At 41.8% G+C, this 12,483-nt stretch carries 9 protein-coding genes and 1 pseudogene; 4 read left to right on the top strand and 6 right to left on the bottom strand.

Features of this window, described 5'->3' with window-relative positions; all coding sequences use genetic code 11:
- Positions 1–389: 389 nt before the first annotated feature.
- The gene (locus tag ACTHJT_RS12420) at positions 390–1,739 is read right to left on the bottom strand and encodes an SGNH/GDSL hydrolase family protein (RefSeq protein ID WP_440238626.1); all 1,350 of its coding nucleotides are present in this window, start codon (positions 1,737–1,739) and stop codon (positions 390–392) included.
- Between the two features lie 2 nt (positions 1,740–1,741).
- Positions 1,742–2,965, bottom strand: a complete 1,224-nt coding sequence (locus ACTHJT_RS12415) for an OmpP1/FadL family transporter (RefSeq protein WP_440238624.1) — start codon at positions 2,963–2,965, stop codon at positions 1,742–1,744.
- 436 nt (positions 2,966–3,401) lie between these two features.
- Here ACTHJT_RS12415 and ACTHJT_RS12410 point away from each other — a divergent pair, with 436 nt between their 5' ends.
- Positions 3,402–5,126: an STN domain-containing protein gene (locus ACTHJT_RS12410; RefSeq protein WP_440238622.1), complete on the top strand. Its 1,725-nt coding sequence runs from the start codon at positions 3,402–3,404 to the stop codon at positions 5,124–5,126.
- Between the two features lie 72 nt (positions 5,127–5,198).
- On the opposite strand, the gene ACTHJT_RS12405 is transcribed toward ACTHJT_RS12410, so the two are convergent.
- Positions 5,199–5,819: a GldL-related protein gene (locus ACTHJT_RS12405; RefSeq protein ID WP_440238620.1), complete on the bottom strand. Its 621-nt coding sequence runs from the start codon at positions 5,817–5,819 to the stop codon at positions 5,199–5,201.
- A 159-nt stretch (positions 5,820–5,978) separates the two neighbouring features.
- Here ACTHJT_RS12405 and ACTHJT_RS12400 point away from each other — a divergent pair, with 159 nt between their 5' ends.
- Positions 5,979–6,749, top strand: coding sequence for a prohibitin family protein (locus ACTHJT_RS12400; RefSeq protein WP_440238618.1), 771 nt, complete (start codon positions 5,979–5,981; stop codon positions 6,747–6,749).
- An 89-nt stretch (positions 6,750–6,838) separates the two neighbouring features.
- Here ACTHJT_RS12400 and ACTHJT_RS12395 read toward each other — a convergent pair.
- From ACTHJT_RS12395 to ACTHJT_RS12385, 3 genes and pseudogenes are all read right to left on the bottom strand, one after another.
- A pseudogene (locus ACTHJT_RS12395) lies at positions 6,839–9,091 on the bottom strand (SulP family inorganic anion transporter).
- A 121-nt stretch (positions 9,092–9,212) separates the two neighbouring features.
- Positions 9,213–10,607 carry an ammonium transporter gene (locus ACTHJT_RS12390; protein WP_440238616.1) on the bottom strand — a complete coding sequence of 465 codons (1,395 nt, stop codon included), beginning with the start codon at positions 10,605–10,607 and terminating at the stop codon, positions 9,213–9,215.
- A gap of 173 nt (positions 10,608–10,780) precedes the next feature.
- Complete coding sequence (locus ACTHJT_RS12385; RefSeq protein WP_440238614.1) at positions 10,781–11,101, bottom strand: P-II family nitrogen regulator; 321 nt, start codon at positions 11,099–11,101, stop codon at positions 10,781–10,783.
- Between the two features lie 234 nt (positions 11,102–11,335).
- On the opposite strand from ACTHJT_RS12385, the gene ACTHJT_RS12380 reads away from it, so the two are divergent.
- Positions 11,336–11,683 carry a hypothetical protein gene (locus tag ACTHJT_RS12380; RefSeq protein WP_440238612.1) on the top strand — a complete coding sequence of 116 codons (348 nt, stop codon included), beginning with the start codon at positions 11,336–11,338 and terminating at the stop codon, positions 11,681–11,683.
- 84 nt (positions 11,684–11,767) lie between these two features.
- On the top strand, positions 11,768–12,283 hold the full coding sequence (locus tag ACTHJT_RS12375; protein ID WP_440238610.1) for a TlpA family protein disulfide reductase: 516 nt from the start codon (positions 11,768–11,770) through the stop codon (positions 12,281–12,283).
- Positions 12,284–12,483: the final 200 nt, after the last annotated feature.

Here is a 12,483-nt window from a genome sequence, read left to right as displayed (position 1 = left end):
TTTTCGCAAAGGACTCAGGTTTAAATTCCATTCGCCGCGGCGAACCAAAAAACAAATTCCAAAAAATGTAAAGGAGTTGATGCTTTAAATCATTGACGATATTTTTCCTGGATAAAACTATTTACCCAATTAAGGTCGTTGGCTAAAGCACAACGGCAATGAAAGCTGAATCGTTCTTTCAATAAGTGCTGCTCTGCTATCCGCCGCGGAGGACCGTCACATGAACGTGACGGTCTTTTGACAGTAAAACATTTACACAACTGAGACGGATATCCTGAGCTGTTTGGAATTTGTTTTTTGGAATTTGGTATTTCAAGAATAGGCATAAAAATAGGAGTGGCCCTTACGGGCACCACTCCTATTTTTAAAAAGTAAATGTTATTCGTCCGTTATGGGAATTTCACTCCCGGATATTTTGTAGCATCTACCAATGGCAGTGTTGAACCATACGTGCTGTTGATTGCTTTAATGAATTCATTCGCCAGCATGGCATTTCCTATTGGTGTTAAATGTACACCGTCCAGTGAAAAGGCTCCGCCACTCACAAAGGTTGTGCTCAGGTTGATGCCATTATATGTAACGCCGGTTTCTGTCATCGTCAGGAATTTATTTACATCAACAAATGCCAGTCCGTTTGCCGTTGCCAGACTTTTTATTTTGGTATTGTAATTTGTAACCGCCGTACGGATATCACTGATTTCCGATGCAGTCAGTACAAATGCATCTGGTATGGCTTTCACAGATCCCCATTGTTTACATTTCAGTGAATCCTGTGGAACTGATAATAACACATATTCAGAAGAAGTGATCTGTCTTTTGCCTCCGGGTGCTGCTGCATCTTCAATAATAAAAGCATTTTGTCCTAAGTGGAACGTAATACCCAGCGGAGCATAGGCTGCATTCAAACCATCGACCTGTATCTGACTGGTTAATACTAAACCATTATAAGGTACCGTAGTGAAATAAGGAATCGAAGTAATATCCGGCACATTGGCAATTGCACCTTTTGCTCCGCCTGAAATAAGCGTGCTTACAATCAGATCCATACTTGCATCAAACCCTACGCCCGGGGCACCGGCAGAAGGTGTAATTGCATCTGTAGTTGCTCCGGAAAGTGCGTACAGCAACACATCATTACTTCCGATAAATAATGTAAAGAACGTTGGTTGCTGAGCCATTGCATCGGCAAGCATGGATGTGCTTGCAGGATTTGATGCCATACGGGTAAAGAATGGATTGTAGTTACCAGGTCCGTTTGCCGGATTGCCATAACCCGGATATATCGTAGTGATTGATTTGGCACCTGGTACACCCATGTTGTTGAATGGACCTTGTGCAGCATAAATATTCGACCCGAAGATGGTCAGATCACCAACCGGAGCGGCCGGTACCGGAGCAAGTGATGTTGCACCCAAACAATCGGTATGCGGTGCTAAAATCAGCCGCGCGCCACCCGAGGCGCCAATCCCAACAGAATTCTGGTCTACCAGCGGTTGTTTAAATTCGCCACCACCAATTTTAGCAAACTGCTGCGAAATCAGATTGGCATACGAAACTTTTTGTCCGTCATAATACAATGCATTATCCGCATATCCGGATGTAATTGAATTTCCTATGGCAACATATTTTGAAACATCGAGGCTTCCTTTATCAATGGATGGCTCTTCGATATGTGGTTTACAGGCAACCATGCTTCCGCACATTGCCAATATATAGAGACTTTTTTGATATCTTTTCATGGCTAGTTGAAGTTATAGGTTAATGAAATACCCGGAACAAGGATGCGCGTTTTATAGGTACCGCTCAAATTGGTTTCTGTATTTGTATCGGTTCTTTTCATAAAATTGATGTAGCTGAAAGAAGCATCAATTACCAATTTTTCGCAGGGCTTATAGCCTATACCGCCTGTAAAGTTCAGGCGGTCCGCATCGGGAACTTCCGGTGTTACATAGCCATCTTTAATGGGCGACTTTTCATAGTTGGTACCTAAGCGTGCCATGAATTTATCACTTACTTTATATTGCGCGCCCAAACGTAAGGCATAGCTGTCTTTATAATTCCGTGGGGATTCCGTATCCTTTAAAGAAGAGGTGTTCTGTTCGTAATCAAAAGAAAGTGTTTTATAGCTGCTCCATCCAATGTAGTTCACATCAAAGGCAAGCAATAATCTTTCTGATACGGAATAGCCAAAACCTAACGTAATTACCTGCGGCAATGGCAGTGAAGAAGAGAAGCTGCCGGAAGGAAAGCTGCTGGCCAGCGATGGCGGTACATTAAATGTTGCCGTACCTTTATTTACCTTCATGTTTACCTGCGAACGGTATGATAAACCGATGGAAAGTCTTTCAACGGGTTTATATAAGATACCCAGGTTATAGCCCATGCCACCGGCTGTACCTTTCAGATTGGCGCTTGCATAATCTCCGTTGGAATTGGTTATAGGCAGGTCTTTGCTCAGGTCAATGTTTCCGTAACCATACACAAAACCGGCACCTACACCGAGTTTGTCGTTGATTTTATAGCTTACCGTTGGTTGAAAAAATACAGACATTAATTTCATTTGTGTCAAAGCGAATCTGCCGGACCAGCCATCTTCGTATTTGATCGTACTTCCGAATGGTGTATAGATACCCATCCCGAATTTAAACTTACTTTCTGCGGGGCCCCATACACCATACGCTGTAAATGGCGCGCTTACCGGTGATTTGGTGTGATACTGCTGCTGGCTGTTGTTGTCCTGGAAAGTCGTGCTTTCGGCCGTTAAGCTTACACCGGCACTTACACTGTTCTGCTCCAGGTGTGATATACCGCCGGGATTAAAGAATACGGCAGCAGCATCCAGATTTGTTCCTGCTCCTGCACCACCCATGGCCTGCTGTTTCTGCCCCTGAAGGTTTACCTGAAACCCCTGTGCAAACAGCAATACAGGCGACACTATACAAATAATACTCATTAAGTGTTTCATAGTACGACAGATTACGGTTAATACTTATTGTTAAAAATTACTGGTCTATTAATACAAACATGAAATAACCTGTGGGAAAAATTCAGACAATTCTATTCGTATTAAATCTCTATAGCTTTTTACTTATACGCTGATGAAATAAAAAGGTATAAATAAATATAACAGCTTTTGCGTATAATTTACTATACCCGGGTCAAAATTCTCTATTATTTATCCGGTCAAAAATAAATTGTCCCTTGCTCCGTAGGGGTATCCGGCCTGTTGGTTGTCTAATTATTGAAAGCGTAATTTATATCAGTCAGATAACTTCTAATGCATTAAAAAATGGGTAACAATTGTTAAAATCTTCTTACAGGAACCTTCTGTTAATCTGTTATACTGATTATAAACTTCACACGCTGAATACCATCTAAAGCATTCTTAAAAACATATCGTAATGAAGCATATTAAAAAACTTCATCTGGTTGTACTATGTCTTTTATTTTCTCTTCAATTCTGTCAGGCACAGATTCTGAATCAGAAAGTATCCATGAACTTTCATAACATAACCCTGAATGAAGCAATTAAAAAAATAAAATCTACTTATGCCGTTAACTTTTCCTTTTCTCCGGATCAGATTGATGTGAATCAAAAAGTTTCATTGAATGTTAAAAATGCGACGCTGGACCAGGCATTGCACCAGCTCTTCATACCAACACCAATTACATACCGCGCAGTAGGCAATCAGATTGTACTGAAAAAAGGAAAAGCACCAAGCTCCCTGCCTACTTCCGGCGTTAAATCCATTTCGCCAAAACCTGTTGTTAAAAGCGATACAACGAAAAAAATAACGGCTGTTAAGGATACATCCAACAAGGACCTTTCGCTGCAGGTTAAACCGCTGGAAGTACATGCTACTGATAGTGCGCAGGCAATCAGGGAACTTGATCTATCCTATAACAAAGAGATGACGGAATTGAATACCACTTACCTGCATAAAAAAGACAGCGTTTCTGCGGCTTCTTTTTCAAATAAAATGAAGCTGAAGCAAAGCCTGAAGAAAGCTAAATACGCGTTAGCCGCCGAATACAAGCAAATAAAAGACAGCATCATGTATTCAAAAAAGTTCAAAACTCCTGCTGATAGTAATGGTCTTAAGACGGATGCAGACCAGATGCTGCACGATAATTTTCAGTTCACCGGCGTTTACCCCTTGGGCACACACATGGAAACAAGCGGGCTTTACCGCAATGATATTTCGCTGAACCTGCTGCCGGGTTATAATGGCGCTGTGTCAGGCTTTGAATTCGGCTGCGTAGGAAACATCGTACGCAAAGAAGTACAAGGCTGCCAGATTGCGGGTGTTACAAATATTGTTGGGGAATATACACGTGGTGCACAGGTTGCCGGTGTAGTAAATGTTTGCAGCCAGGAAGTGATCGGCTCGCAGGTTGCCGGTGTGGTAAACGTTGCCGGAGGTTCTATCTCTGGCGGACAAATTGCCGGTGCTGTTAACATCGGCACGGAGCAGCTGGACGGCGTACAGATTGCCGGAGGCGTTAACCAGCATAACGGAACAATTAACGGCGGGCAGATCGGTTTCATCAACCACGCACGTAAGATAAACGGATTTCAATTTGGATTGATCAACGTTAGTGATACCATTAACGGCATACCGGTGGGCCTTGTGTCTATTTCCAAAAACGGTTACGGAAGAATTGAAACGTATTATTCAGAAACTACACAAGCGAACATGCTTATTAAAACCGGCGTGAAAGGCTTTTACAACATCTTCCAGTTCGGCGGCAATTTTACCCCGGATAATTATCGCTGGACATTTGGTTACGGTTTTGGATCTACCATACAAATGAGCAAACGTTCAACCATTTCGTTTGATGTGCTTGCCATGCACATCAATGAAAACGAAGCCTTCACGGATAAGCTGAATGAACAGGGCCAACTGCGGATCATGCTGGGATTGAATTTGTCTAAACGTGTCTCCCTGTTTGCCGGACCAACATTCAACACGATGTTCTCTCAATATCAAAATGCAGATGCCACAATCGGTTCGCAGATGATTCCTGAAAAATCAATAGTATACAAACAAACATTTAAAGACAACAGCGGTAAAGATATTTACAATCCATACTGGATTGGATTTAATGCCGGTATCCGTTTCTAATATCCATTATCAGATAAAAAAATAAGCCTGACCACTTCCATGGTCAGGCTTATTTTTTATTGGTGATTTTTATTATCTCGTTTTTTGATAATCCAGATATTCCTGTCTGTATGCTTCATTATGCGGATTGCTCATATATTGATATTTCAATCTGGCCAGTTCAGGATCATTCCAGTTCTCTACATCAATTTGTGTTTTCAGAGAGGCAAAGTTTAACGCTGCTGCGAATACAAAAAATATTGCCACATGTATCAATTTAAACAGATACTTTTTTTTGATTTCTTCAGTAGTTGCTTTTGATCGTACAAAATACATCCAACCGAAAACAAACGCTAAGCCAACGGTTGCAATAGACAAATAAGGTTTGCTGAATGGCCAGTACATTAACCTGAACAATATACCGATACAGGCAATGGCAAGCAAAATGCCTGTCATGATATTCAACACCCCATGCTGTTTTTCCTCGCGTTGTTCCTGCAATACATCCAATACTTCCGGACTATAGTCTGCGCCAGCTCCTACGCGCTGAAATCCATTTATTATAAAAACAATCGCCAATGTCCCTAACGCAATTATGAGCAGCGGGCCGGAAAAAGGGAGATGATTTATTTTCATGAGGAGGCCTGCTACAAGTGCTGCAAAGCCAATGTATTCCATTTTATTTGTTTTAAACGAACTGCTATTTTCTGTCATATGATTCAAAAGTTAGTATTATGTTTTTAAAAGTACGAAATAAATTTATTGGAAGAATTTTATTTATCGCATTCAACAAATAATTTTTTTAGCCTACAGATTTTAAACATATTTTCTAAATACTATTACTGCATAATCATTTACTTAAACCCTAACACTATGAAAAAAATGTATGTTCTCTTAGCGGCTTCAATAATTATTACAAGCTGTACCATTGTTCGTCCGGGTGAAGTAGGCATGATCCAGAAGGTAGGTGTAATCAAGCCGCAGCCTGTGATTGAAGGTGCCAAGGCCTACAATCCATTTGTTGCAAAAATTATTAAAGTAAATGTTCGTGTTACAGAAGTATTCAGCAAATTGATCGTGCCAACCAAAGAAGGGTTGAGTATTGATGCTGAAATAAGTTTGCTGTATCATATCAATCCCGATAGTGCCAAAGCTGTATATGTACGCTTCGGTCAGAATTTTGAAGAGGTTGCCATCATGACAAACTTCCGGGCAACAACGCGCGAAATTACAGCCAGATATTATGCAACCGAACTTTATTCAACTGAAAGAGAAAAAATTGAATCTGCGATTAAAGAACAGATGACAGCTGCTGTTCACAAATATGGTTTTATCATTGATGCTGTGCTGCTGAAAGATATCGTTCTCCCTGATCAGATTACAAAAGCAATCCAGAACAAGGTACAGGCACAACAGGAAGCGCTGCAAATGGATTATGTAATACAGAAGCAGCAAAAAGAAGCAGAACGTATGATCGTTGAAGCGGAAGGTATTAAAAAATCTCAGGACATTATTAACTCTGCCATGACCGAAGCAGGCTTGAAATATAAATACATTGACATGATGAAACATCTTGCGACTTCCAGTAATGCAAAGGTGATCATTACGAACGGCGAAGTTCCGGTTATGATTGGAAACGAATAATATATTCGAATTTTTAAGAACGAATCTTTCATTACAAACACCGATGCCATCGCTTTAAGTGATGGCATCGGTTGTTTGTAAAGGTATGTTCAGTTTTTCATATTCAGGTTTCGCTGCACATACAATTCATAAATCAGCGCTTTTGTAAAATCAATGAGCGTATTTAAATTTTCAGGTTTGATGCGTCTTGCTTTCTTATAAACAAAAATCATATTGTGTTTTGATTCCAACCGGTAGCCCTTATGCTTCTCGAAGAACCGGATCAACGAGTTGGGAAAGAAATCTACAATGGCAGTCTGGTCGGGGCCTTTTAATAAATAATAATAGGAGAACACCGGATGCTCAGTAAAATCAATGTCCCTGAAGGAACCATCCTTGTGATCGTCGGTAAAACCATCCGGTTCCAGAATGAATTCCGGAATTCGCATTCCGGGAATGGTGAACAGTGCATTGGTCATATTGATATTGTGTGATCTGTTGCCGATGGTGTGCACCAGCACGAGGTCAGACAATTCAAATTCTATTTTATAATGAGAGCCGGTGAGAACGTTACGCTGTAGTTTAATTTCGATGTGTTTGGTCTCCAGGAACCCGTAGAGCTTTGATAAGTTTGAAACGATACGATGGTCGAATGTAAGTCCGTTCTTCGCTGCATAAGCCTGCAGTTGTTCCTGCCGTTCCGTGAGGATCTCTGTATCAACAATCCTTCTTGACGCCAGCGGATGATCGCTTAAATGCTTATGATGATCCAGGCCGGATAATACAATCTGCCCGCCTTTCTTATGAATTTTTTCTTCGTGGTAATACAGATGTTCCAGAAAGGTGTGGTCTACTACTTTTGCTTTTGAAAAATCGAAGGTGACATTTGAATACTCAGGTAACGTCTGCAGAAATTTCTTGACGCCCATGTAGTTCGAAAATACCGCCGCATCATATATGTTCAGCGTGTACGCATTTGCACCAGTTTGCTCTAGCGCTGCAGATGTTTTAAAAAGATTTTTAATCTTTGCGCCAAAATAGATGTGTATGATCAGTTCCAGCACAACCCCGGCAAGTATTCCCCAGAGTACATTGGTAAACAAACAAATGATCATGGTAGTTATAAAAACGATCAGCTGCTCCGTACCAATTTTATAGGTTGCGGCAAGTTGTTTGGGCGAAGCCAGTTTGTAGGCAATATACATGAGTATACCTGCGAGTGCGGCCTGCGGAATCAAACGTATAAAGGTTCCGCCGATCACAACAATCAGCAGCAGGAATACCGCATGGAAAAAATTAGACCAGGCAGATTGCGCGCCATAATTTACATTCATCACACTTCTTTTTGCATCAGAGATCATGGGCAGTCCGCCGATAAGGGCCAGTAAAGAATTGCCGGCGCCTATCGCCAGCAGATCTTTGTTAAGTCTTGATTTGCGGCTTTGATTGTCTGCCATTTAAATAGCCTTGGAACTGAGCAACGACTCCAGACTGCCGGCAAAAGCAATCATCAGAATGTATTGCAACGATGTCAGCGTAAATAACTGAGCAAAATCCGGAAACATAATTCCATCCAGCAGGTTGCCCGGCAACGCAACCAGATATTCATTTCCTGCCGGCATTCCCTGTATATCAAACAGCAGACTCAAGGGTATCGCAACCAGGATCACAACCAGGGGTGCCGGTAAGTATGCTGTCCATGCACCTTTCAGAAAAGACATGCCTATCATGATACCTAGGCTTACGATCCCAATGATTGCAATCTTATTGTTCATGCCGGCAAGCATTACCGGCAGTTCTTTTAATATATCCCATGCAGATTTTGCATGCGACTCCGCACCGATCAACACAGGAAGTTGTTTAATAGCGATCATGATCCCGAAGCTGGCCATCATGCCTAATACCGCAGAGGCAGGAAAAGAGTCTCCCAGCGCACCGAAACGAAGTGTAGCAAAAATCATTTGTAACATGCCGGCAACAAAAAAACAGGCAAGTACATATGGGTATGGATTCGCTGCGTGTTCACCAAACGTATGAACGGCTCCTAAAATAATAACGCACAAACCGCTTGCCGGTCCTTTAATGTCTACATGTGTGCCCGAAATAAATGTTATGATCAACCCACCGGCCAAAGCCGTATAAATTCCCGAAACTGCCGGAAAGCCGCTGGCTACTGATATGCCCATGCATAAGGGCAGCGCAATCAGCGATACCACAAATGCTGCAACTAAATCTTGCTGAAAAGTCTTTGTTAATACAGACACATCCGCTGATGGATTCAGGGCCTCTGAAAACGACCAGCGCTTTTTCGATTCTGGCTCCAGCTCTTCTGCTTCAAATATCAATTCTTCCTGCACTACCATATATGAAAATAAGTAATAAGCAACGCAAGTTATAACCGCAATGCTTATTACAGATGGTTTTTTAAATTTCTTTACTGAAGTTAATGGACTGCTTTGTTAAGCGTCCGAATTCGAATATTATTTATTTGGTCATAAAGTTCGGATACGCTTCCATGTAATGTTCCGATTCATCAAGGCCGAATATTTCTTCTTCTTTACCTACCCGCAGCCCAATGGTGTATTTGATCAGCAGAAAGATCAGGAATGAGCTGCCGAATGCCGCGACAGCAACCGCGCCTACGCCCGTTAACTGTGTGAGCAATTGTGCACCGCTTGCTTTGGCACCGAACAGACCCACAGCAAGCGTTCCCCAGATGCCGCACACCAAATGTACAGACAAGGCGCCAACCGGGTCGTCCAGCCGTAACTTATCAAACATGATTACTGAACCCACTACTAAACTGCCACTCACCAGACCAATGATCGTGGCGTCTAAAATTTTCATTTGATCGGCGCCGGCAGTAATACCTACAAGGCCAGCCAATATGCCATTCAACACCATCGACAAATCAAAGTTTTTGTTGATTGAGAAAATGGTAAACGCTGCTGCTATGGCACCGCAGGAGCCCGATACGCAGGTCATCACCAGCACACGCGAAACAATCCCCGGCTCCGCCGATAACACAGAGCCGCCGTTGAAACCAAACCAGCCTAGCCAGAGCATGAATGTACCGATCACCGCCGAGGTCATGTTGTGTCCTTGTATAGGTTTAATCATGCCCTTTTCGTATTTACCTTGTCTTGCTCCAAGCAGGATCACACCAGCCATTGCGGCCCAGCCGCCAACAGAATGCACCAGTGTTGAGCCGGCAAAATCCATGAAGCCAATGGTGTTGAGCCAGCCCCAGCCCCACTTCCAGCTTCCGATGATGGGATAAATAAACGCGGTGAATATAATAGAGAACACCATAAAACTCATCAGGCGGATGCGCTCCGCAACAGCGCCGGAAACAATGGTTGCAGAGGTTGCCGCAAACATAGCCTGGAAGAGAAAGTCTGTCCAGTAGGTCATGCCCCCGTTATAAGCGGCTGTTTCGCCGCCTTCGGGCAGTTCAATTCCGAATCCTTTAAAACCAATAAAATCCATGGACACTCCGAATTCAAATCCCGGATACATAAAATTAAATCCACAGATCGCATGTGTCATAATACCAATAGCCGGTACAATGGAATTCTTAAATAAAACGTTCGTTGTATTCTTTGCCTGTGTAAGTCCGGATTCAAGCGTGGCAAAACCCAGGTGCATAATAAAGACCAGCGCCGTGGCAATCATCATCCACACATTGTTTATTTTAAAAGACGAGTTACTAAGGGTGTCTTTGGTGATCTGAAGTTCTGTGCGCGTCTTGAACATCAGTTCATTGGTCGCATGCAGGGAATCATTCAATGCTGTCTGTGCTGCGTTCAGACTGTCAACCAGCATCTGCTGCTTCATCAGCATGACAGAGTCATACATTTCAGGGGTTACGTTTGGCATACATTTTTTAATTAAATAAATAAAGAACAAAAGGGTATCGTTCACTATCTGCCGGATAGCTGCATGCTTCAGGAATTCTTTTGAGCTGAATTCCTACGATTCATACAATATGTTTGTTCGTACAGAATGGTGGGGATTCTGTTACTACTGCTCCTGCGTATTTAATAAATGGATCAGATGCTGATCCTGACAGATGTTTTTACATCCTTGACAAAGATCTTTCCGTCGCCGGCAACACCAGTCGTTGCTGCTTTCTTGATGCAGTCAACCACTTCGGCTGCATCGACCTCCGGAACAACAATGTCAATTTTTCTTCTGGAGATGGAACTGGCATCGAAGATGGCCGTTCCCCTGTAAGAACCTTTATGCTCTTTCGTAAAGGTTACTCCTTTCACATCATAAAAAATAAAGAACTCTACGCCGATAGCATGCAAGGCATCTCTTACGTCATCAAATTTCCCTGCACGAATAATAGCACTTATTTCAACCATCATACGGTATCGCTCCTTTCTTACAGATATAACTATATCTATATTTTAATAATAGAAAATCTATTTATTGAAACCAAAAAAATTTAATTGAATTGATCTTTTTATGCTTTTAAAAATATTTAATATTAAAAAAATTCAATTTAAAAATTTTTTCGTCACGCAGGGTTTTATGTTTCATTTTGTATTCCGGCAAGAGTACACGATATTTACAGTCCTTTCCGCCCACGACAAACCCGAATGAGAAACATACGCCATCATGCTCTGATTGTAACCTGCAACGATAGAAAAGTTCTGGAAACTATTCGTGCAAAAATTGTTGAACTCTATAAAACACATATGGAGGCATCCAACGGAGTGCATCTGGTTTCTGAAATTAAAGAAAGTATTGTAAATCATTATGCATCTTTTTTTATTATTCCTGACGGCAGCAAAGAAGGTTATGACGCATCAGACGACGGTGATATTATCCGGGAAAAAATTATTGCCTACATTAATCCTTTATGCGTATCTGAAGCATACCACTTAAGCTACGGCGAGATTTCCTACGGCGCAGACGATGGCAGCACCAGCTTCCGGCATAATTAAATTCCTGCAAACAATACCTGTTTTTATGTAACACACTTTTTGTGCGGTCAGCTATTTTTAATCTGAAATCATTCGCACAAAAACATGAAACGTTTAAAAATATTTTCGGCTGTTTTATTTTCATCATTACTCTTTTTGATTTTTGCTTCATTCATTTATTCTCCGCAATTATTTGTAGGTGATATAGCTCCGGACTTCACCGTTGCTACACTTACAGGCGATAGTATTTCTTTGCATCAATACAGAGGTTCAGTGGTGGTAGTACACTTGTGGAGCCCTACTTGTCCGCATTGCAGAGAAAGTAATAAAACGTTGCCGGAAATTGTCGCGCCGTATAAAAATTCCAACCTGGCTTATATCATGATCGCCATTGATTCTGATACCAGCACACTTCGTCCGGTAATCCGGGAAGATAAATTGAATTTTGCCATTCATGCCTACGACCCGTTTGATGGTGCTGCCAAAACAATGATTGCCTATGAAGCTCCGGGAACACCCAGTATCAACATTGTAGACGAGAAAGGAAATCTGGTAGCAACCAACGTAACTTCTGCTCAATTGAAAAAATACCTGAAAAAACATTTTCCGCTGCCGCATTGATTTCATCATCTGATATGGATCATGTAATTCTGTTCGGTTCTTTGAGCGCTTTTTCGCACTTTTGTTCCGGATAAATTGTATTGCCAAAAAGATGGAGACCGAAACGCTGTATTATCGATTAGGTAAAGAGAACCTGGACCTGCTGGTCGAACGTTTTTATGACCTGGTTTTTGTGAATCCTCAGATTTCACATTTATTCA

The organism is Cytophaga sp., assembly GCF_051961495.1.
Taxonomy (GTDB): Bacteria; Bacteroidota; Bacteroidia; order Cytophagales; family Cytophagaceae; genus Cytophaga.
The sequence above is the reverse complement of the archived record's forward strand: the minus strand, read 5'-3'. Positions and strand labels throughout refer to the sequence as shown.